The 21,583-nt window shown below is 61.7% G+C and carries 23 protein-coding genes; 5 read left to right on the top strand and 18 right to left on the bottom strand.

Annotation, left to right across the window (positions count from 1 at the left end):
• Positions 1-18: 18 nt before the first annotated feature.
• From FH041_RS00535 to FH041_RS00525, 3 genes are all read right to left on the bottom strand, one after another.
• Positions 19-387, bottom strand: a complete 369-nt coding sequence (locus FH041_RS00535) for a diacylglycerol kinase (protein ID WP_027913901.1) — start codon at positions 385-387, stop codon at positions 19-21.
• Positions 388-460: 73 nt separating this feature from the next.
• The gene (gene erdR / locus FH041_RS00530; RefSeq protein WP_027913900.1) at positions 461-1,111 is read right to left on the bottom strand and encodes a response regulator transcription factor ErdR; all 651 of its coding nucleotides are present in this window, start codon (positions 1,109-1,111) and stop codon (positions 461-463) included.
• Between the two features lie 175 nt (positions 1,112-1,286).
• Positions 1,287-1,997 carry a tRNA-uridine aminocarboxypropyltransferase gene (locus tag FH041_RS00525; RefSeq protein WP_059183695.1) on the bottom strand — a complete coding sequence of 237 codons (711 nt, stop codon included), beginning with the start codon at positions 1,995-1,997 and terminating at the stop codon, positions 1,287-1,289.
• Positions 1,998-2,207: 210 nt separating this feature from the next.
• On the opposite strand from FH041_RS00525, the gene FH041_RS00520 reads away from it, so the two are divergent.
• Both FH041_RS00520 and FH041_RS00515 read left to right on the top strand, forming a co-directional pair.
• The gene (locus FH041_RS00520) at positions 2,208-2,627 is read left to right on the top strand and encodes a quorum-sensing-regulated virulence factor family protein (protein WP_027913898.1); all 420 of its coding nucleotides are present in this window, start codon (positions 2,208-2,210) and stop codon (positions 2,625-2,627) included.
• A 118-nt stretch (positions 2,628-2,745) separates the two neighbouring features.
• On the top strand, positions 2,746-3,855 hold the full coding sequence (locus FH041_RS00515) for a TIGR00730 family Rossman fold protein (RefSeq protein WP_059183694.1): 1,110 nt from the start codon (positions 2,746-2,748) through the stop codon (positions 3,853-3,855).
• A 15-nt stretch (positions 3,856-3,870) separates the two neighbouring features.
• Here FH041_RS00515 and recX read toward each other — a convergent pair whose 3' ends face one another.
• From recX to FH041_RS00500, 3 genes are all read right to left on the bottom strand, one after another.
• Positions 3,871-4,338: a recombination regulator RecX gene (recX, locus tag FH041_RS00510; RefSeq protein WP_027913897.1), complete on the bottom strand. Its 468-nt coding sequence runs from the start codon at positions 4,336-4,338 to the stop codon at positions 3,871-3,873.
• Positions 4,339-4,358: 20 nt separating this feature from the next.
• The gene (gene recA, locus FH041_RS00505) at positions 4,359-5,426 is read right to left on the bottom strand and encodes a recombinase RecA (protein ID WP_023534161.1); all 1,068 of its coding nucleotides are present in this window, start codon (positions 5,424-5,426) and stop codon (positions 4,359-4,361) included.
• A gap of 102 nt (positions 5,427-5,528) precedes the next feature.
• A complete protein-coding gene (locus FH041_RS00500) occupies positions 5,529-6,011 on the bottom strand; it encodes a CinA family protein (RefSeq protein WP_027913896.1) in 483 nt (160 codons plus the stop codon).
• 199 nt (positions 6,012-6,210) lie between these two features.
• Here FH041_RS00500 and mutS point away from each other — a divergent pair, with 199 nt between their 5' ends.
• Both mutS and fdxA read left to right on the top strand, forming a co-directional pair.
• The gene (gene mutS, locus FH041_RS00495) at positions 6,211-8,784 is read left to right on the top strand and encodes a DNA mismatch repair protein MutS (RefSeq protein WP_023534160.1); all 2,574 of its coding nucleotides are present in this window, start codon (positions 6,211-6,213) and stop codon (positions 8,782-8,784) included.
• A gap of 139 nt (positions 8,785-8,923) precedes the next feature.
• Positions 8,924-9,247, top strand: coding sequence for a ferredoxin FdxA (fdxA, locus tag FH041_RS00490; RefSeq protein ID WP_023534129.1), 324 nt, complete (start codon positions 8,924-8,926; stop codon positions 9,245-9,247).
• A gap of 654 nt (positions 9,248-9,901) precedes the next feature.
• On the opposite strand, the gene rpoS is transcribed toward fdxA, so the two are convergent.
• From rpoS to FH041_RS00450, 8 genes are all read right to left on the bottom strand, one after another.
• A complete protein-coding gene (gene rpoS / locus FH041_RS00485; protein WP_023534146.1) occupies positions 9,902-10,909 on the bottom strand; it encodes an RNA polymerase sigma factor RpoS in 1,008 nt (335 codons plus the stop codon).
• Between the two features lie 108 nt (positions 10,910-11,017).
• On the bottom strand, positions 11,018-11,875 hold the full coding sequence (locus tag FH041_RS00480; protein ID WP_027913895.1) for a peptidoglycan DD-metalloendopeptidase family protein: 858 nt from the start codon (positions 11,873-11,875) through the stop codon (positions 11,018-11,020).
• A gap of 192 nt (positions 11,876-12,067) precedes the next feature.
• Complete coding sequence (locus tag FH041_RS00475) at positions 12,068-12,706, bottom strand: protein-L-isoaspartate(D-aspartate) O-methyltransferase (RefSeq protein WP_161780410.1); 639 nt, start codon at positions 12,704-12,706, stop codon at positions 12,068-12,070.
• Positions 12,707-12,741: 35 nt separating this feature from the next.
• Complete coding sequence (gene surE / locus FH041_RS00470; RefSeq protein WP_033694933.1) at positions 12,742-13,491, bottom strand: 5'/3'-nucleotidase SurE; 750 nt, start codon at positions 13,489-13,491, stop codon at positions 12,742-12,744.
• Positions 13,479-14,537, bottom strand: coding sequence for a tRNA pseudouridine(13) synthase TruD (truD, locus tag FH041_RS00465; protein ID WP_027913892.1), 1,059 nt, complete (start codon positions 14,535-14,537; stop codon positions 13,479-13,481). The genes surE and truD overlap by 13 nt, the downstream gene beginning before the upstream one ends.
• Positions 14,534-15,007 carry a 2-C-methyl-D-erythritol 2,4-cyclodiphosphate synthase gene (gene ispF / locus FH041_RS00460; RefSeq protein ID WP_027913891.1) on the bottom strand — a complete coding sequence of 158 codons (474 nt, stop codon included), beginning with the start codon at positions 15,005-15,007 and terminating at the stop codon, positions 14,534-14,536. The genes truD and ispF overlap by 4 nt, the downstream gene beginning before the upstream one ends.
• Positions 15,008-15,103: 96 nt before the next feature.
• On the bottom strand, positions 15,104-15,958 hold the full coding sequence (fghA, locus tag FH041_RS00455; protein ID WP_028686879.1) for an S-formylglutathione hydrolase: 855 nt from the start codon (positions 15,956-15,958) through the stop codon (positions 15,104-15,106).
• An 8-nt stretch (positions 15,959-15,966) separates the two neighbouring features.
• Positions 15,967-17,079 (bottom strand): S-(hydroxymethyl)glutathione dehydrogenase/class III alcohol dehydrogenase, encoded by a 1,113-nt coding sequence (locus FH041_RS00450; RefSeq protein WP_023534027.1) that lies wholly within the window; start codon positions 17,077-17,079, stop codon positions 15,967-15,969.
• Positions 17,080-17,186: 107 nt separating this feature from the next.
• Here FH041_RS00450 and FH041_RS00445 point away from each other — a divergent pair, with 107 nt between their 5' ends.
• A complete protein-coding gene (locus FH041_RS00445; RefSeq protein ID WP_027913889.1) occupies positions 17,187-18,080 on the top strand; it encodes a LysR substrate-binding domain-containing protein in 894 nt (297 codons plus the stop codon).
• A gap of 69 nt (positions 18,081-18,149) precedes the next feature.
• Here FH041_RS00445 and ispD read toward each other — a convergent pair whose 3' ends face one another.
• The 4 genes from ispD to kdsA all read right to left on the bottom strand — a co-directional run bounded on the left by ispD (position 18,150) and on the right by kdsA (position 21,581).
• Entirely contained in the window at positions 18,150-18,857 is a 708-nt protein-coding gene (gene ispD, locus FH041_RS00440) for a 2-C-methyl-D-erythritol 4-phosphate cytidylyltransferase (RefSeq protein ID WP_027913888.1), read from the bottom strand.
• A complete protein-coding gene (gene ftsB / locus FH041_RS00435) occupies positions 18,854-19,135 on the bottom strand; it encodes a cell division protein FtsB (RefSeq protein ID WP_023534037.1) in 282 nt (93 codons plus the stop codon). Before ftsB ends, ispD begins: the two co-directional genes overlap by 4 nt.
• A 158-nt stretch (positions 19,136-19,293) precedes the next feature.
• Positions 19,294-20,583, bottom strand: a complete 1,290-nt coding sequence (gene eno, locus FH041_RS00430; RefSeq protein WP_023534096.1) for a phosphopyruvate hydratase — start codon at positions 20,581-20,583, stop codon at positions 19,294-19,296.
• A 152-nt stretch (positions 20,584-20,735) separates the two neighbouring features.
• Complete coding sequence (gene kdsA / locus FH041_RS00425) at positions 20,736-21,581, bottom strand: 3-deoxy-8-phosphooctulonate synthase (RefSeq protein ID WP_027913886.1); 846 nt, start codon at positions 21,579-21,581, stop codon at positions 20,736-20,738.
• Positions 21,582-21,583 lie beyond the last annotated feature (2 nt).

Here is a 21,583-nt window from a genome sequence, read left to right as displayed (position 1 = left end):
GCGCCCCACGGTGCCGCTCTACAGCAGGATCACGCCCCACACGATCGCCACCATGCACAACGACACCAGCTGGGCAGCGCTGCCCATGTCCTTGGCGTTCTTCGACAACGGGTGGCGTTCGAGAGAAATGCGATCGATCGCCGCCTCCACCGCCGAATTGAACAGCTCGACGATCAGTCCAAGCAGGCACACCGCGATCATGATCGCCCGCTCCGCACGGCTTACCGGCAACCAGAATGCAACAGGCACCAGCACGACGTTGAGCAGCACCAGCTGGCGGAACGCAGCCTCGCCCTTGAAGGCGGCGCGCAGCCCGTCCAGGGAATAGCCTGCGGCGTTGAGGATTCGTTTCAGGCCAGTCTGGCCCTTGAAAGGTGATGGCGTCATGAGGTTCGCTTAGCTACAAAAAGGCCGGCAGACTAGGCTGGCAAGGGTCAAAAAAGCGTGAAGCCACGTACAGTCAGGTGCTTGCAACCGATTCAAGTTGTTGCAGCAACAAAGCGGCCTGGGTGCGCGTGCGCACGCCCAGTTTGCGGAAAATGGCCGTCACATGGGCCTTGATGGTAGCTTCGGACACACTCAGCTCGTAGGCGATCTGCTTGTTAAGCAAGCCCTCGCAGACCATGGTCAGCACCCGAAACTGCTGCGGCGTGAGGCTAGCGAGGCCTTCGCTGGCAGCCTTCGCTTCGGCAGGCACATCGACCTTCTCGAACGCCTGCGGTGGCCACCACACGTCGCCATCGAGCACTTTGCGCACCGCATCCTGAATCACTTCAAGGGTGCTCGATTTGGGAATGAACCCGCTGGCGCCGAACTCGCGGGACTTGACCACGACCGCAGCCTCCTCCTGCGCCGAAACCATCACCACCGGTATCTGCGGGTACTGCCCGCGCAGCAGGACCAATCCGGAAAAACCATAGGCACCCGGCATGTTCAGGTCCAGCAGCACCAGGTCCCAGTCTGCCTTCTCGCTCAGGCGGTTTTCCAGCTCGGCGATACTTGCCACTTCCACCAGGCGCACGTCCGGGCCCATGCCCAGGGTTACGGCCTGGCGCAGTGCACCGCGAAACAGCGGGTGGTCATCGGCAATCAGGATTTCATATGTGGCCATCGATCTAAGGATCCTGTTCTGTACCAAGGGCCCGTCGACACGGGCACGTTGGCGGGAATCGGCGCCAAGGATGCCGAGCGGCAACGGCAAAGGTCAAGCCAGCCTGCCAGTCGTTCAACCCGCCTCGGCGGCATGCCGGCCATTATGAACCAAAGCCGGTAGGCTGCCCCTTGGACTATAGGAAGGTATGCAGGCGCTGGTGAACAGCATCCTGCTCATCCAGAGGCAGGCGACGCTTGCCACTGAGGTAGTGCAAGCTGAAGACGTCCAGATAGGCATCCAGTGCCTGTGAGGCGAGGTGGTCCCCAGCCAGGTCCAGGCACATGGCGGCTACTTCCGCCGTGCAGAAGTGGTCATCGCGCCGCGAGCGGCGCAGGCGGTAGCGCGACATCTGCTCGGGCTGCAGGCTGAGCACCGGAAAACGCTCCAGGTACGGACTTTTGCGGAACATCTTGCGCGCCTCGGTCCAGGTGGCGTCGAGCAGGATGAACAATGGCCGCTTCTCAGGCGAGCGCACCACGTCCGTCACGACGCGCTCCGGCGCCACGAATTCACCCGGGAACACGATGTACGGCTGCCATTGCGGGTCATCGAGCAACGCCAGCAAGCCTTCGTCCACCGAGGTTCGCAGCCAGCCGAAGGCTGATGTGTCTTCGATCAGGTCAGCGATGAGCCAGCCGGTGTTGGTTGGCTTGAGCGGCTCGGTATCGTGCATCAACAGGCAGATGCCCGACTCGGCACTGACACTGGGCTTCCAGTCACACAGGCAATGCGTGGCGATGACCCGGCAGCCCGGGCAACGCTCGGCACGTGAGCCGCGTGCGACGAAGGGTTTGTTGCTGCGTGCCAGGCGTTCGGCGCGCAGCCGTGCGACGGCATGACTCATGCCGGCACGCGGTGCAGAAGAGAGGTGGCAGTCACAGCAATTGCTCGATTGAAAACGGCCGGCAGTTTACCAGAATGCTGGCCAGTTGCTGTGCAGACGACCAGTGCGCCCCTATACTCGCGATTTCAAGCGCCATACGGGCGGCAGCGATTACGGAACGCCGCCTGTCCTTGCCTGTCCAAGCGCCAGTCACCGAACCAGGAGAGATCCATGCTGCGCCTTATCGCCCCCGCCCTGAGCTTGCTGCTCGCATTGCCACTTGCAGCCCAGGCGGCTTCCAAGCAGGACTATGACCTGAACACGATGCTGCAAAAGGTTGCCAAGGAAAGCAGCGTCGGCACACCCCGCGCCATCAACGAAGACATTCTCGACCAAGGCTATACCGTCGAAGGCAAGGCCCTGATCAATCACCTCAGCGTACGCGCCGACCATGCTGCGCGCATGCAGGCCAACCCTGAGCAGGTGCGTAGCCAGTTGGGCGACAGCGTTTGCCGCAACAGCGGGTTCCGCAACCTGATGTCCAAGGGCGCAGTGATGGTGTACCGCTTCACGGTCTACAAGACCAATCAGCCGTTGATGGATCAGGCCTTCGACAGCGCCAGCTGCGTTGCCGGTAACAAGAAGAAGTAAATCTTCGACTACCGCTCAAGCCCCGTCCGGGCGCCCTCATGCGCCCGACGCCCTGATACGGGCTGGGCGTGACCGGTGCTAAAGGGCTAGATTGATGAGGTGCAGAAGGAGAAGTTGCATGCCCTATCAATCGAATGACCTGCTTTACAGCCACTTCCGCGATCATGACATCGACCTGAGCTACATCGACGCGCAACTCGAACGCGTGGCCCCCGATAGCCCCAACCTGCCCCTCTATCGCGACATGATGCTGACGGTCCTGCGCATGGCCCATGACGATGCCGACCGCTGGAGCACCAAGATCACCCTGCAAGCACTGCGCGAACTCGACCAGTCCTTTCGCGCACTGCGTCGCCACAAGCATCGCCGCAAGGTCACCGTCTTCGGCTCGGCGCGTACGCCGCTGGAGCACCCCATGTATGCCCTGGCCCGTGAGCTGGGTGCTGCGCTGGCCCGCTCGGACCTGATGGTCATCACCGGGGGTGGTGGCGGTATCATGGCCGCCGCCCATGAAGGTTCAGGCGCCGACAACAGCCTTGGCTTCAACATCACCCTGCCCTTCGAGCAACATGCCAACCCAACGATAGACGGCACCGACAAGCTGCTGTCGTTTCACTTCTTTTTCATTCGCAAGTTGTTTTTCGTCAAGGAAGCGGACGCGCTGGTGTTGTGCCCCGGAGGGTTCGGTACGCTCGATGAGGCACTGGAAGTGCTGACGCTTATCCAGACAGGCAAGAGCCCGCTGGTACCGGTGGTGCTGTTGGACTCGCCGCAGGGTACTTTCTGGCAGGACTGCCTGACGTTCATTCGCCATCAGTTGCAGGACAACCGCTACATCCTCCCAGGCGACCTCAAGCTGCTGCGCCTGGTGCACAGTGCTGACGAAGCTGTCGAGGAAATCAATCAGTTTTACCGAAACTACCACTCCAGCCGCTGGCTGAAACGCCAGTTCGTCCTGCGCATGCACCGGCCACTCACGCCCGAAGCGTTGCACGCAATTGGCGAGCGGTTTAGTGATCTCTGCCTGAGCGGCAGCTTCGAGCAAACGCCTGACAGCAATGTCGAAAACGAGACCGGGGATTTTGGGCACCTGACACGCCTGAGCTTCGCTTTTACCGGCCGTGATCAAGGCCGACTGCGAGAGCTGGTGGACTTCATCAATCTGCCGCAACATTGGGCTGTTGCGCCACCGACCTGCCTTGAACAGCGTTTGCCGGATCTATCCTAGGCGCAGGCTGTGCGCTCAGTCGTCCCAGCCTCGACCACTAAGCAGCCTGCCAATCATGTCCATGGGGAAACCGCGATAGGCGAGGAAACGCATTTGCTGCGCACGCGCCTTGGGGTCTTCAGGGCGTTGCCCGGCATATTTGCGCTGCCATACTTCAAACAGCCGCTCGCCCCAGTCGATTTGACTCTCGCGAAGCGCCGCGTCGATATCACCACGCGCCAAGCCGCGCTGCCCGAGCTCCTCACGGATTCGGGCAGGGCCATAACCTGAACTGGATCGATAGCGAATGAAGCTTTCCAGATAACGAGCTTCACTCAGCAGGCCTTCGTCGCTCAGCCGATCGAGCTCAGGCTCGATCAGCGTCTGCAACGCCCCGCGCTGAAGTAACTTGCGGGTCAATTCCACGCGACCATGCTCACGTCGCGCAAGCAGGTCCATGGCTGCCCGCCGAATGGCGACGGGAGTGTCGAGTACGGCAGGCATGTTCGGCTACGGTCGCGTGATCAATAGCCAGCTTCGGCTTCGGCCACGTCACCCGCATCGGCCTGTGCGGCTGCAGCCTTGGCAGCAGCGGCTACAGCACCGGCATTGAGCAGCTTGTCGCGGATCTGCTTCTCGATTTCGCTACCGATAGCGGGATTCTCATGCAGGTACTTGGCAGCATTCGCCTTGCCCTGACCGATCTTGTTGCCTTGATAGCTGTACCAGGCGCCCGATTTCTCGACCAGGCCCTGAGACACGCCCAGGTCGATGATTTCACCGTTACGGTAGATACCCTTGCCGTACAGAATCTGGAATTCCGCTTGACGGAATGGTGGCGCCACCTTGTTCTTGACGATCTTGACGCGGGTTTCACTACCCACCACCTCGTCGCCTTCCTTGACTGCACCGGTGCGGCGGATGTCCAGGCGAACCGAGGCATAGAACTTCAGTGCGTTGCCGCCGGTGGTGGTTTCCGGACTACCGAACATCACGCCGATCTTCATACGGATCTGGTTGATGAAGATAACCAGGCAGTTGGCGTTCTTGATGTTACCGGTGATCTTGCGCAGCGCCTGGGACATCAGACGAGCCTGCAAGCCCACGTGCATGTCACCCATTTCGCCTTCGATTTCAGCCTTGGGTACCAGCGCCGCCACGGAGTCGACGATGATGACGTCGACCGCGTTGGACCGTACCAACATGTCGGTAATTTCCAGCGCCTGCTCACCCGTGTCAGGCTGCGAAACCAGCAGGTCGTCTACGTTGACGCCCAGTTTGCCAGCGTACTCCGGATCAAGAGCATGCTCGGCATCGACGAACGCACAGGTGGCGCCACTTTTCTGGGCTTCGGCGATGACCGAGAGCGTGAGCGTGGTTTTACCTGACGATTCCGGACCGTAGATTTCAACGATACGGCCTTTTGGCAGACCGCCGATACCCAGGGCGATGTCCAGCCCCAGAGAGCCGGTGGAAATGGAAGGGATGGCTTGGCGCTCATGGTCGCCCATGCGCATGACCGCGCCCTTACCGAATTGACGTTCGATTTGACCCAGGGCCGCAGCCAAGGCGCGCTTCTTGTTGTCGTCCATTGAAATCCTCACGTGTTCGACTTGGCCCTGATGGCCGGATAACTGTATAAGTAGCCAGTATTATTCCACAGGCGAGCGTTCGAGCAAACCCCCGATTTCGATTTAACCGATGCCAAGCTGTAACAAGCCTTCTAAGGCGGCGATGACGGTCTGGCGCCGCACGGCCTCGCGGTCGCCGTCGAACTGACGACGCTCGCTGACGACCTGCTGGCCATCGCTCCAGGCCAACCATACAGTCCCCACGGGCTTGTCGGCCGAACCGCCGCCGGGGCCGGCCACTCCGCTGACCGCCACGGCAAAGCGGGCGCCGCTGGCCAGCTGCGCGCCCTTGACCATGGCCTCGACCACCTCCTGACTTACGGCGCCCACCTGCCCGAACAACGCTTCGGGCACCCCGAGCTGACGCGTTTTTTGCCGGTTGGAATAGGTCACGTAGCCGGCTTCGAACCAGGCCGAGCTGCCGGCAATCCGGGTAATGGCCTCGGCAATGCCGCCGCCGGTACAGGATTCGGCGGTGCTCACATGCGCCCCCAGGCGTTGAAGGTGGTCACCCAGGCGAGTGGCGAGTGTGGTAATCGGGTCCATGCGAGGGCTCCTTGTAGACTGACTACTACCCTATCACCCCAATAGAGAAGCTTGCCCGGCAAACGTTCAGGTTTTCCAAGCCCCTGACGCAGCACCCATGGTGGGCAGGCACGGCGTTCGGCGCCTGCATCGCACCGAAAAAGCCTGTACCATTGCCGGTTTACCCTTGCCAACCAGATCACCCGCTGTAAGGCCGACCATGTCCGATCTCTCCGCACATACCCCAATGATGCAGCAGTACTGGAAGCTGAAAAACCAGCATCCGGACCAGCTGATGTTCTATCGCATGGGCGACTTCTACGAGATCTTCTATGAAGATGCGAAAAAGGCCGCCAGCCTGCTGGACATCACCCTGACCGCGCGCGGGCAGTCCGCCGGCCAGTCCATTCCCATGTGCGGGGTGCCGTTTCATTCCCTCGAGGGTTACCTAGCCAAGCTGGTCAAGCTGGGCGAATCGGTGGTCATCTGCGAGCAGATCGGCGACCCGGCCACCAGCAAGGGGCCGGTCGAGCGCCAGGTCGTGCGCATCATCACGCCAGGTACCGTCAGCGACGAAGCGCTGCTCGATGAGCGCCGTGACAACCTGATCGCAGCGCTGCTGGGCGACGAGCGCCTGTTTGGCCTGGCCGTGCTCGACATCACCAGCGGTCACTTCGGCGTCCAGGAGATCAAAGGCTGGGAAACCCTGCTGGCTGAACTGGACCGCCTCAACCCGGTCGAGCTGCTCATCCCGGATGACTGGCCACGCGACCTGCCTGCCGAGAAACGCCCCGGTGCGCGTCGCCGAGCGCCCTGGGACTTTGACCGCGACTCGGCGCGCAAAGCGCTCTGCCAACAATTTGCCACCAAGGACCTCAAGGGCTTTGGCTGTGACAAGCTGACCCTGGCCATCGGCGCCGCCGGCTGCCTGCTGGCCTATGCCAAGGAAACCCAGCGTACGGCCCTGCCGCACTTGCGCAGCCTGCGTCACGAGCGCCTGGACGACACCGTCATCCTCGACGGGGCCAGCCGTCGCAACCTGGAGCTGGACGTCAACCTGGCAGGTGGGCGTGACAATACCCTGCAATCGGTCGTCGATCGCTGCCAGACGGCCATGGCCAGCCGCCTGCTGAGCCGCTGGCTGAACCGTCCGCTGCGCGACCTCAAGGTCATACAGGCCCGCCAGGATTCGATCCGCTGCCTGCTCGACAGCTACCGGTTCGAAAAGCTGCAACCCCAGCTCAAGGAAATCGGCGATATCGAGCGCATCCTGGCCCGTATCGGCTTGCGCAACGCCCGCCCACGCGACCTGGCGCGGTTGCGAGACGCACTGGGCGCCCTGCCCGAGCTGCAGAATGCAATGACCGAGCTCGAGGCGCCGCACCTGGCACGCCTGGCCGCGATCACCGGCACCTACCCGGAGCTGGCCAGCCTGCTGGAGCGTGCGGTGGTCGACAACCCGCCTGCCGTGATCCGTGATGGAGGCGTGCTCAAGACCGGCTACGACAGCGAGCTCGACGAGCTACTGGCCATCAGCGAAAACGCCGGGCAGTTCCTGATCGACCTCGAGGCGCGTGAGAAGGCGCGCACCGGCCTTGCCAACCTCAAGGTCGGCTACAACCGTGTGCATGGCTATTTCATCGAGCTGCCTTCCAAGCAGGCTGAGCAGGCCCCGGTCGACTACATCCGCCGGCAGACCCTCAAGGGCGCCGAGCGTTTCATCACGCCGGAACTCAAGGCATTCGAGGACAAGGCGCTGTCGGCCAAGAGCCGCGCCCTGGCCCGGGAAAAGATGCTCTACGACGCGCTGCTGGAGACCCTGATCAGCCACTTGGCGCCACTGCAGGACAGTGCCGCCGCCCTGGCCGAACTGGACGTGCTCAGCAACCTGGCAGAGCGTGCCCTGAACCTGGACCTGAACTGCCCACGCTTCGTCGACGAGCCGTGCCTGCGCATCGAGCAGGGGCGTCACCCGGTGGTCGAGCAGGTGCTCACCACGCCGTTCGTGGCCAACGACCTGGGCCTGGACGACAGTACCCGGATGCTGATCATCACCGGGCCGAACATGGGTGGTAAGTCCACGTACATGCGCCAGACCGCACTGATCGTGCTGATGGCGCACATCGGCAGCTTCGTTCCAGCAGCGCGCTGCGAGCTGTCGGTGGTCGACCGCATCTTCACCCGCATTGGCTCGAGCGACGACTTGGCAGGCGGGCGCTCCACCTTCATGGTGGAAATGAGCGAAACCGCCAATATCCTGCACAACGCAACCGACCGCAGCCTGGTGCTGATGGACGAAGTAGGCCGCGGCACCAGTACCTTCGATGGCCTGTCGCTGGCCTGGGCAGCAGCCGAACGCCTGGCGCGCCTGCGGGCCTACACCTTGTTCGCTACCCACTATTTCGAACTGACCGTGTTGCCCGACAGTGAGCCGCTGGTGGCTAACGTGCACCTCAATGCAACGGAGCACAACGACCGTATCGTGTTCCTGCACCACGTGCTGCCAGGGCCTGCGAGCCAGAGCTATGGCCTGGCGGTTGCGCAACTGGCAGGTGTACCGGCGGTGGTCATCCAGCGCGCCCGTGAGCACCTGTCACGCCTGGAAACCACCAGCCTGCCGCACGACTCGACTCAGGTCACGAAAGCGCAGGATGCACCACAAGTGCCGCACCAGAGCGACCTGTTCGCCAGCCTGCCTCACCCAGCCATCGAGAAACTGGGCAAGCTGCAGCTTGATGACATGACACCGCGCCAAGCTATCGAAATGCTATATCAACTAAAGAACCTGTTATAACGGCAGCCATGACAAGCTGGTAGAATCCGCCGCGGTTTGCTGGTACTGCACGGTTATTAGCCTGGCCTGCAGCCAAAACCCGCAAACCGCGCGGCCCGAGAGGAAGGGCCGCCGCCGTCGCCTGAGGAGAGAACTAGAAATGACCTTCGTCGTCACCGACAACTGCATCAAATGCAAATACACCGACTGCGTGGAAGTCTGTCCGGTGGACTGCTTCTACGAAGGCCCGAACTTCCTGGTCATCCACCCGGATGAGTGCATCGACTGTGCACTGTGCGAACCAGAGTGCCCGGCACAAGCCATTTTCTCGGAAGACGAAGTGCCATCGGGCATGGAGAACTTCATCGAGTTGAACGCCGAACTGGCTGAAATCTGGCCCAACATCACCGAGCGCAAGGATGCCCTTCCTGATGCTGAGGAGTGGGACGGCAAGCCAGGCAAGATTGCCGACTTGCAGCGTTAACGTCGCATGAAAAAACGAAAAGGCCCGCAAGGGCCTTTTTGTTTAGCGCGAAAAACCTGCATGCAGACGTGGCCGCCGCCACGCGGGTTCTGGCAGAGCTGTTCACAAGCGTCATGCAGTCTGGCGCTGGTATCGAAAAGCTCAGATCCTGAAAAAAAGGCAAAAAAAAGGGGCGGTTTGACCCGCCCACATTTTTTTCCGTAGTCCCTGCTTGTCCTGTACATCGTCCTGATGAAATCGCTTCTTGCGATGTCCTTGGCGCTCTTCCTGAGTGCCTGTGCGTGTCCGTGTGCACAGTTCGAATACTAGCGATCTGAGCAGGATGTGCAACGCGTCCTCCTCACAGAATGTTGCGACCTACAAACTTTCACACATCTAAATACTTCAGCTTTTTCAATGACTTAAGAAAAGGTTGCTTTTGAAAACGACAATGATTTACCGCCACACCCTTCAAAGGCTTACGCAACGAGTAAGCAAAGGCTTACAGGCCGAACTGTCAGGGTGAGCACATCGCTGAGTACGCCTGTGAATCTGCAAACCGGGCCGAGCACCGCTCACCGCAGAGAACGGATCGACAGCACGGCTCCCCAAACCCCAAACGCAAAAACGCCCCTTTTTATCGGGGCGTTTCTGTACGCAGCGTAAGACCAGGGACTAACGAAAAAGCGACTCGCTGGATAAGCCGTTCTTTTCCAGAATCTCACGCAGGCGCTTGAGCCCCTCGACCTGTATCTGCCGCACCCGCTCGCGGGTCAGGCCGATTTCCAGACCGACGTCCTCCAACGTACTGCTTTCGTGTCCACGCAAGCCGAACCGGCGCACCACCACTTCACGTTGCTTGTCGGTCAGTTCACCGAGCCACTGATCGATGCTCTGCGACAGGTCATCGTCCTGCAGCAACTCGAACGGGTCAGTGGGGCGATCATCCGTCAGGGTGTCGAGCAGCGTCTTGTCCGAGTCAGGGCCCAGAGACACGTCCACGGAGGACACCCGCTCGTTGAGACCCAGCATGCGCTTGACCTCGGCAACCGGCTTCTCAAGCAAGGCGGCGATCTCTTCGGGCGAAGGCTCGTGATCCAGCTTCTGGGTCAGTTCGCGCGCCGCGCGCAAGTAAACGTTGAGTTCCTTGACCACATGAATGGGGAGGCGAATGGTGCGGGTCTGGTTCATGATCGCCCGCTCGATGGTCTGCCGAATCCACCAGGTGGCATAGGTCGAGAAACGGAAGCCCCGCTCAGGATCGAACTTCTCCACCGCGCGAATCAGCCCAAGGTTGCCCTCCTCGATCAGATCGAGCAATGACAACCCCCGGTTCACGTAGCGGCGAGCGATTTTCACCACCAGGCGCAGATTGCTTTCGATCATGCGCTTGCGGCCGGCAGGGTCGCCCTTTTGCGACAAGCGCGCAAAATGCACTTCTTCTTCCGGCGAAAGCAGAGGCGAAAAACCAATCTCGTTGAGGTACAACTGAGTCGCATCGAGGGCGCGGCTGTAATCGATGTACTTGTGTTGTTTAAGTGAAGAGCCTGATTTGGCCCTGGTCCGAACCGAAGGTACAGCAGGTTCGTCTGACACCACATCCGTTTCCAAAACGATGCCCGTCTCCATGAGGAGGACGTCATCGTCGATGTCAAACTCCGGCGCTTCTTTGCTGAGAGCCATTGTTATAGTCCTTTGCTGAGTTCGAACTCAGACTCAAGCGGCGCCTTTCTCCTTGGCAGCGCTGGAGCCTGTCCCCTCCATGTCAGCGGAACAGACCGGAAACAACAATCAACGGCGTGGCAGGAACTGGAGCGGATCGACGGGTTTGCCCTGACGGCGAATTTCGAAATGCAACTTCACCCGATCTGTGCCTGTAGACCCCATTTCAGCAATCGACTGCCCTGCCTTGACCTGCTGCCCCTCCCGTACCAAGAGCCTGCGGTTGTGGCCGTAGGCACTGACATAGGTATCGCTGTGCTTGATGATGATCAGCTCGCCGTAGCCCCTCAAACCACTCCCGGCGTACACCACTGATCCACTGGCCGCAGCAAAAACAGGCTGTCCCAAATCACCGGCGATATCAATGCCTTTATTCAAACTACCGTTTGAAGCAAATTTGCCGATCAAAACCCCGTTCGCCGGCCAGGTCCAGCCACCGGCCGCACGTTCGGCGGCAGGCACGGTAGCGACTACCGGCGTGCTCGCCGAGCTGGATGTGGTGACGGTCTTGGTGGTCGTGGCAGGAGTAGAGGCCGTGGCACCCACAGGACGGCGGGTGACCGTGGTTCGGCTGGACGAGGACGGGCTGGCCACTACGGTGGTGCTGCCCGAGGCCCCGCTACTGAAGCGAATTGGCTGGCCAGGGCGAATGGTATACGGCGGGGCGATACCGTTGCGGGCCGCCAACTCCTTGTAGTCCCAGCCATAGCGAAACGCGATGGAGAACAGCGTGTCGCCTGGCTTGACCACATACTGACCGGAGGTCACGGTAGGCCGTTTGGGCGCGCTGCTGTTGCGGTCGACGACACGCGCACTGTTGCTGCCGGAGCTCGAGCACCCCACCAACAGTGTGCCCATGGCCAGTACCAGCACCAGGAGCCTGAGACCCGAGCTGTCCTTGCGCTGCCGAAAGACTGTGTGACCCACCCGCGCTCCCCTCATGGTGCCGAAAACGTTTCAAGACATGAATGCAATATTGTTGCAATTATAACGAAGCTCGCCAGTCTTGGCAGGCGGCTGCAACACACTTGCGCAACGTGCGTGCACCGCCAGATAGACAGGTCGATCCTGCAAGAATTCGACGCAGGTGCAAAAATAGCCCGTCGATGCCCAGATGAATCAGGTTACCGGTCCATTGAGCAGAGGCACGAAGCGTACCGCCCCAAGCACACGGCGTGAAAACCCATGCTCTTCTCGGACGATGAGCATCAGCTGCTGCACTTCACCGGGTGAACCCACTGGAATCACCATCCGCCCACCCGGCGCCAGTTGGTCGAGCAGCGCCTGGGGCACTTCCGAAGCAACGGCGGTCACGATGATGCCATTGTAGGGGGCCAGTGCCGGCCACCCCTCACACCCATCGCCCCAACGAAACACCACGTTGCGCAGGTTCAGCTCCACCAGGCGTTCCTTGGCGCGGTCCTGCAAGACCTTGATGCGCTCGACCGAGAACACCCGCTCGACCAGTTGCGCCAGCACGGCGGTCTGGTAGCCAGAACCGGTGCCGATCTCCAGGACTTTATCCAGCGGACCCGCCTCGAGCAGCAATTCGCTCATGTGCGCCACCATGAACGGTTGCGAGATGGTCTGGTTGTGGCCGATGGGCAGCGCGGTATCTTCATAGGCGCGATGGGCCAGTGCCTCGTCCACGAACAGATGGCGTGGCGTGCGGCGAATCACATCGAGCACCTGGGGGCTGGACACGCCCTCCTCGCACAGCCGCTGGATCAGACGCTCGCGGGTGCGCTGGGACGTCATGCCGATGCCCCGACGCAACATATCGTCCTCACGCATCAAAGCAAGCCCTCCAGCCAGCCATCGAGCTGCTCGAAAGCGTCGTTGAAGGTGCGGTCGAGCTGCAACGGGGTGATGGAAACGTAGCCTTGCATCACGGCATGGAAGTCGGTGCCCGGGCCGCCGTCCTCTGCATCGCCGGCGACTGCGATCCAGTAACCTTCCTTACCACGCGGGTTGACCACTTTGGTGGGTGCCGCGGCCCGCGCCCGATGGCCGAGTCGCGTCAGCTGGATGCCACGAATGCGCTCAAGCGGCAGGTTGGGTATGTTGACATTGAGCACGGTGCGCGGCGGCAGCGTCAGGCGCGACTGTGCCTCGACCAGGCGACGGGCGATATGAGCCGCGGCGGGAAGGTTGTCCGGCTGGCGCGAAAGCAGTGAGAACGCCAGCGACGTACCGCCCAGGAAACGACCCTCCAGCGCAGCGGCCACGGTGCCCGAGTACAGCACGTCATCGCCCAGGTTGGCCCCCAGGTTGATGCCCGACACGACCATGTCTGGCGTATACGGCAACAGCCCGTTGAGCCCCAGGTGCACGCAGTCGGTCGGCGTGCCATTGAGGCTGATGAAGCCGTTGGCCAGCGTCTGCGGATGCAGCGGCCGGTCCAACGTCAGCGAGCTGCCGGCGCCGCTCTTGTCTTGGTCAGGTGCAATGACCGCGCACTGCGCGTAATCGGCAAGCGCAGCGTGCAGCGCGGCGATGCCTGGTGCGGTCACACCGTCGTCGTTCGAAATCAGAATACGCATGGGCTGTCCGTCTGCCCTGCCGACACCAGATCCACCACCTCGCGCACCACGACGGTGGCGAAGCATCCGGCCGGAAGGACGAATTCCAGTTGCAGGATATCAGGCTCGGGATAATGCCACGTAAGGCCAGCAATAGGGAGCCGCAGAATACGCCGTTCGTGATCCATGCCCGCCTTTGCCAACCACTGGCACAGCGCGGGCTGGGCAGCACCGACCGAATTTTCCAATGCCCGGGTTCGACCGCTGGCTGGCGAATCGCCCTCGCCCCACAGGGGGCCTGTAGGGTGCAGGTCGAGAACGGCTAGGCGAGGATCAGCGCATTCAGCTTCAGCAGCCGGAAAAAAGCTGCGGCTGTCGGTGAATGCCAGCAGATCGCCCACTTGCGCACTGGCCCAGCTGCCATCGGCTACCCGTGCGGCCAGGACCTGGTTGAACAGGTAGCTGCGACCGGCTGAAAGCAGGCGCGAGCGAACGTTACGTTGCTCAGGCAAGGCCTGGCGCTCGGCCCAGGCCAGGGCGTCATGCACATTGCCGCCGGCATGCCCGAAGCGCTGGGTACCGAAGTAATTGGGCACGCCGTTCGCTTTGAGCTGGGCCAGGCGCGCGTCGACTGCCTGATGATCGGCTGCCAGCTGGGTCAGGCGCAGCGTGAAGCCATTGGACGAATGCGCGCCGCGCTGCAACTTGCGCTGGTGGCGCATCTGCTTGAGGACGCGCAGATTGGCATCCTCGGCCCGCGACAGGTCGGGGTCGGCCTTGCCCGGCAAATGCAGGCTGAACCACTGGCGGGTCAAGGCCTGGCGGTCCTTGAGCCCGGCGTAGCTGATCGCGCGCGCAGGCACCCCCGCGGCCCTTGCAAGCCGGCGGGCCGCTTCCTCGGTATTGAGCTCACGCTTTTCCACCCATAGCCACAGGTGCTCGCCCTGGCCAGACAGCGGGATATCAAGCACTTCGTCGACCTGAAAATCTTCGGCAACGGCCTTGAGCACAGCCGTACCGAGCGCTTGCCCCGAGGCCCTTGGGCCCAGCAGATCCAATTCGGTCATGCTGGCAGCAACAGGGCAACCGCATGCACGGCGATCCCCTCCTCGCGCCCGGCGAAGCCGAGCTTTTCGGTGGTGGTGGCCTTGACGTTGACCTGGTCCAGGCCCACTTTGAGGTCGTCGGCGATGCGCTGGCGCATGACCTCGATGTGGGGTGCCATCTTCGGCGCCTGGGCAATGATGGTGGCGTCGACGTTGCCGACTTGCCAGCCCTTGGCCCGAACGACATCCAGCACATGACGCAGCAGCACGCGGCTGTCGGCGCCCTTGAACTGCGGGTCGGTGTCGGGGAAGTGCTTGCCGATATCACCCAGCGCGGCGGCGCCGAGCAATGCGTCGCTCAGGGCATGCAGCAGCACGTCACCATCGGAATGGGCCAGCAGGCCGTACTTGTGGGGGATACGCACCCCGCCCAGGGTAATGAAATCACCGTCGCAAAACCGGTGCACATCGTAGCCGTGGCCAATACGCATAAGAAAACGCCCTGAATGAGTCAGGGCGTGATTCTACCTGCATTTGCAACGCCAAGGTGCAGAGCCGGCCAACGTCGCCGGCTGGCTGCCCTGCGGCTACACCCGGCCCAAAGCCACCGCGTGATGACGCAGGTGTTCCTCGATGAAGCTGGCGATGAAGTAGTAGCTGTGATCGTAGCCCGGTTGCAGACGCAGGGTCAGCTCATGACCGCCTTTGCGCGCCGCCTGCTCCAGGGCTTCGGGCTTGAGCTGCTTTTCGAGGAAGTCGTCGCGATCGCCCTGGTCCACCAGCAACGCAGGGCACTGCCCCGACGGGGTTTCGGCCAACAACACGCTGGCATCCCACTCACGCCAGCGCGTGCGCTCTTCACCCAGGTAGCGGCTGAAGGCCTTTTCGCCCCAAGGGCAATCCATCGGGTTGCAGATCGGCGAAAACGCCGACACCGAGCGATAGCGGCCTGGGTTGCGCAATGCGCAGACCAGGGCGCCGTGCCCGCCCATGGAATGCCCACTGATGCTGCGCTCGCCGGAGGCCGGGAAATGCGCCTCGATCAGGGCTGGCAGCTCCTGCACCACGTAATCGTGCATGCGGTAGTGCTGAGCCCAGGGTTGCTGCGTGGCATTGAGGTAGAAGCCAGCACCCAGGCCAAAGTCCCAGGCACCGTCGGGATCACCGGGTACCTGCTCGCCGCGAGGGCTGGTATCGGGCGCCACGATGATCAGCCCCAGCTCTGCGGCCAGGCGCTGGGCGCCGGCTTTCTGCATGAAGTTCTCGTCGTTGCAGGTCAACCCGCTGAGCCAGTACAGGACCGGCAGCTTTTCGCCCTGCTCGGCCTGGGGTGGCAGGTAGACGGCGAAGACCATGTCGCAACCCAGCACCTTGGAGGTGTGGCGGTAACGCTTGTGCCAGCCGCCGAAGCTCTTCTGGCAGGAAATATTGTCCAGGGTCATGGCAAGCCTCAGAAGTGGATGACGCTGCGAATGCTCTTGCCTTCGTGCATCAGGTCGAAGGCCTTGTTGATGTCCTCCAGGCCCATGGTGTGGGTGATGAAGGTATCCAGCGGAATCTCGCCCTTCTCGGACATTTCCACGTAGCTAGGCAGTTCGCTGCGGCCACGCACGCCGCCGAACGCCGAACCGCGCCAGACGCGTCCGGTGACCAGTTGGAATGGCCGGGTGGCGATTTCCTGACCGGCGCCAGCGACACCGATGATGACCGACTCGCCCCAGCCCTTGTGGCAGCACTCCAGGGCCGCACGCATCAGTTGCACGTTGCCGATGCACTCGAAGGAGAAGTCCACGCCGCCGTCGGTAAGGTCGACGATCACTTCCTGGATGGGGCGATCGTACTCCTTGGGGTTGATGCAATCGGTAGCGCCCAGCTGGCGAGCGATTTCGAACTTGGCCGGGTTGATGTCGATGGCGATGATGCGCGAAGCCTTGGCCTTGACTGCACCAATGATGGCCGACAGGCCGATGCCGCCCAGGCCGAAGACGGCGACGGTATCACCCGGCTGCACCTTGGCGGTGTTCAGCACGGCGCCAATACCCGTGGTCACGCCGCAACCCAGCAGGCAGACCTTCTCCAGCGGCGCTTCTTTCTGGATCTTGGCCACCGAGATTTCCGGCAATACGGTGTATTCGGAGAACGTCGAGGTGCCCATGTAGTGGAACAGCTGCTGACCCTTGTAGGAGAAGCGCGTGGTGCCGTCGGGCATCAGGCCCTTGCCCTGGGTGGCACGGATGGCCTGGCACAGGTTGGTCTTGCCAGACAGGCAGAATTTGCACTTGCCACACTCGGGCGTGTACAGCGGAATCACATGATCACCCACCGCCACCGAGGTCACGCCCTCGCCCACGGCTTCGACGATGGCACCGCCTTCGTGGCCCAGGATGGACGGGAAGATGCCTTCGGGGTCAGCACCGGACAAGGTATAGGCATCGGTGTGGCACACGCCGCTGGCGACCACGCGCAGCAATACCTCGCCAGCCTTGGGCATGGCCACATCGACTTCAACGATTTCCAAGGGTTTCTTGGCTTCGAATGCTACGGCAGCGCGGGACTTGATCATCGCAGGGGCTCCAGACAGGTCAATGAAATCGGCAGACAGTGTAATTCACCCGCAATTGCTGAATAATCGGGTGAAAGACAAAACATTATTGCTGTGCAGGGATAATCATGAGCAACCGCTGGGAGGGCATCGATGAGTTCGTGGCGGTGGCCGAATTGGGGCAGTTTACGGCGGCGGCTGAACGGCTGGGCGTATCCTCGTCCCATGTGAGCCGGCAGATAGCGCGCCTGGAAGAACGCGTGCAGACACGTTTGCTGTACCGCAGCACGCGAAGGGTTACGCTCAGCGAGGCCGGTCAGACGTTCCTGCAGCACTGCCAGCGCCTGCAGGATGGGCGTGAGGAAGCGCTGCGGGCAATGGGCGACCTGGCCAGCGAGCCCAAGGGGCTGCTGCGCATGACGTGCGCCGTGGCCTACGGCGAGCGCTTCATCGTGCCGCTGGTGACCCGTTTCATGGCGTTGTACCCGCAGTTGAGGGTGGACGTCGAACTGAGCAACCAGACCCTGGACCTGCTGCACGAAGGCATGGACCTGGCCATCCGCCTCGGTCGCCTGGCCGACTCGCGCCTGATCGCGACGCGCCTTGCGCCCCGGCGCATGTACGTGTGCGCCTCGCCGGGCTACCTGGCGCGCTATGGCAGGCCCCACAGCCTGTCGGAACTGGCCAGGCACAACTGCCTGATAGGCAGCTCGGATGTATGGGCATTGCAAATGGAGGGGCGTGAAATCAGCCAGCGTGTTCAGGGCAACTGGCGGTGCAACAGCGGCCAGGCGGTGCTGGATGCGGCGCTCCAGGGCATCGGTTTATGCCAACTGCCGGATTACTACGTGCTCGAACACCTGCACAGCGGCGCATTGGTCCCGCTGCTGCAAGCCCACCAACCCCCCAATACGGCAGTATGGGCCTTGTACCCGCAACAGCGGCATTTGTCGCCCAAGGTGCGGCGCCTGGTGGACTATCTGAAAGAGGGCTTGGCAGGTCTGCCTGAGTACCGGGCATGACCGGCGCTCAGTCAGAATGGCGGGTGGTGGGAGCCTGACTCAATCACCGGGGAGTTGAACGGGGCCCTGTCAACGCCGCCCATTCCAGCGTTGGCGCAGCCACTCCAGGTCTTCGGGGCGCGTAACCTTGAGGTTGTCACTGCGGCCTTCGATCAGCCGTGGCGACTGACCGGACCATTCGATGGCCGACGCCTCATCGGTCACCACCACATCCGAGACCAGGCACTCGGCCAGCGCCCGATGCAGCGCCCCTAAACGGAACATCTGCGGCGTATAGGCTTGCCAGATGGTGCTGCGGTCAACCGTGGCGCTGACGCGCCCATGGCCGTCGGATTTTTTGAGCGTATCGCGAGCAGGTACCGCCAACAGGCCGCCCACCGGATCATCTGCCAATTCGGCCAGCAGCTTGTCCAGGTCACTGCGTGCCAGGTTGGGCCGCGCCGCATCGTGCACCAACACCCAGTCATCATCTTGCGCGCCCTGAGCGTGCAACAGCAGCAAGGCATTGAGTACCGAGTCAGCACGCTCGCGCCCCCCGGCAGCCCGGCGGATGCGCGGGTCGCTGGCGCACCCAAGGCCGGGCCAGTAAGGGTCATGTTCAGCGATGCTGACCACGACCCCCTTGAGGGCGGGGTGATCGAGAAAACACGCCAGGCTGTGCTCGATGATGGTCTGCCCCGCCAACGACAGGTATTGCTTGGGGCGATCGGCAGCCATGCGGGCGCCCACTCCCGCCGCAGGGATCACGGCCCAGAAGGCCGGCAAGCGCTCACTCATTTCTGTGGCAACTGAAAGAGGGTTTCGCCTTCCTTGACCATGCCAAGCTCGTGGCGGGCACGTTCTTCGACGGTTTCCATGCCTTTTTTCAACTCCAGTACTTCGGCGTCGAGCACACGGTTACGCTCCAGCAGCCGCTCGTTCTCGGCATGCTGCTCGTCAATCTGCTGCTTGAGCTCGGCCACCTGCGCCAGGCTGCCATTGCCTACCCACAAACGGTATTGCAGGCCGCCCAGCAGCAGAAGCAGGACCAGGAACAACCAATAAGGACTGCGCATCAAGATATCCAGGTTGAAAGACCCTGTTGGTTCAGGGTCTCAGATAGCACGAAGCCTGGCCGAGGCCAGGCTTCTCAAACAGAAACCCGATGGAACGTAGGAAGTTACGGTACGAACGTTCCTACAGCTCCGGCTGCTGTCTTTTTACCATCTCTTGCTTAGCCGCGAAACTCGGTACGGCCACGGTAAACCGCCTTGGCACCCAGTTGCTCTTCGATGCGCAGCAATTGGTTGTACTTCGACACGCGGTCGGAGCGGCACAGCGAACCCGTCTTGATCTGACCGGCCGCAGTACCCACAGCCAGGTCGGCGATGGTGGAGTCTTCGGTTTCACCCGAGCGGTGGGAGATCACGGCGGTGTAACCGGCAGCCTTGGCCATCTGGATGGCTTCCAGGGTCTCGGTCAGCGAGCCGATCTGGTTGAACTTGATCAGAATCGAGTTACCGATGCCCTTCTCGATGCCTTCCTTGAGGATCTTGGTATTGGTCACGAACAGGTCGTCACCGACCAGTTGCACCTTCTCGCCGATCTTGTCAGTGAGGATCTTCCAGCCAGCCCAATCGGACTCGTCCAGGCCATCTTCGATCGAAATGATCGGGAAGCGCTCGGTCAGGCCTTTGAGGTAGTCGGCAAAGCCTTCGGCGTCGAACGACTTGCCTTCGCCGGACAGGTTGTACTTGCCGTTTTCATAAAACTCGGAGGCGGCGCAGTCCAGGGCCAGGGTCACGTCGGTGCCCAGTTTGTAGCCGGCTTTCTCGACGGCTTCGGCGATGGCGCCAAGGGCGTCTTCGTTGGAGGCCAGGTTAGGGGCGAAACCGCCTTCGTCACCCACGGCAGTGTTCAGGCCACGGGCCTTGAGCACGGCCTTGAGGTGATGGAAGATCTCGGTCCCCATGCGCAGGCCGTCGGAGAAGGTCTTGGCGCCCACTGGCTGAACCATGAACTCCTGGATATCGACGTTGTTGTCGGCATGCTCGCCACCGTTGATGATATTCATCATGGGTACCGGCATCGAGTACTGGCCTGGAGTGCCGTTGAGGTTGGCAATGTGGGCGTACAGGGGCAGGTCCTGATCCTGGGCTGCCGCTTTGGCAGCCGCCAGGGACACGGCCAGGATGGCGTTGGCGCCCAGCTTGGCCTTGTTCTCGGTACCGTCCAGCTCGATCATGGCGTGGTCCAGGGCCTTCTGGTCGGAAGGGTCCTTGCCCAGCAGCAGGTCGCGGATTGGGCCATTGATGTTGGCGACAGCCTTCAGCACACCCTTGCCCAAGTAACGGCTCTTGTCGCCATCACGCAGCTCCAGCGCTTCGCGCGAGCCGGTGGAAGCACCGGACGGCGCGCAGGCGCTGCCGATGATGCCGTTGTCGAGCAGTACATCGGCTTCCACGGTGGGGTTGCCACGTGAATCGAGAACTTCACGACCTTTGATGTCGACGATTTTTGCCATTGTTGTAAGCACTCCAGAATTGACGAAAACAACGCAGCTTAGAAAATTCTTGCCGTTCACCGGACGAGGATGCAGAGGCAGGCCCGGCGAAGGGAGCCCCTGACCGAGTGGTCAGGGGTGAATCGGACGGTACTTTACCCGAGAAAAGTGCTTTACGCGGTTTCTACCGTCGGAAAACTTTTCACCAGGTCATCCAGTTGCTTGAGCTGAGCCAGGAACGGCTCCAGCTTGTCCAGGCGCAAGGCACACGGGCCGTCGCACTTGGCGTTGTCCGGATCGGGGTGAGCTTCGAGGAACAACCCTGCCAGCCCCTGGCTCATGCCGGCCTTGGCCAGGTCGGTCACCTGAGCGCGGCGCCCGCCTGCGGAGTCGGCACGACCACCCGGCATCTGCAGGGCATGGGTCACGTCGAAGAACACCGGGTACTCGAACTGCTTCATGACACCGAAGCCGAGCATGTCCACGACCAGGTTGTTGTAACCGAAGCTCGAACCACGCTCGCACAGGATCAATTGGTCATTACCGGCTTCCTCGCACTTGGTCAGGATGTGTTTCATCTCCTGGGGTGCGAGGAACTGCGCCTTCTTGATATTGATCACCGCGCCAGTCTTGGCCATCGCCACCACCAGGTCGGTCTGGCGCGACAGGAAAGCCGGCAACTGGATGATGTCGCAGACCTTGGCCACCGGCTCGGCCTGGTAGGGCTCGTGCACATCGGTGATCACCGGCACGTTGTAGGTGCGCTTGATCTCCTCGAAGATCTTCAGGCCCTCTTCCAGGCCAGGGCCGCGGTAGGAAGTGACCGAGGACCGATTGGCCTTGTCGAAGCTGGCCTTGAACACATACGGGATACCGAGCTTTTCGGTAACCCGCACGTATTCTTCGCACACCTTCATGGCCAGGTCGCGGGACTCCAGAACGTTCATGCCACCGAACAGGACGAATGGCTTGTCGTTGGCGATATCGATGTGACCGACGCGGATGATCTTCTGGGGCATGG

The organism is Pseudomonas sp. SWI7 (genome assembly GCF_006351945.1).
GTDB classification, from domain to species: domain Bacteria; phylum Pseudomonadota; class Gammaproteobacteria; order Pseudomonadales; family Pseudomonadaceae; genus Aquipseudomonas; species Aquipseudomonas fulva.
The sequence above is the reverse complement of the archived record's forward strand: the minus strand, read 5'-3'. Positions and strand labels throughout refer to the sequence as shown.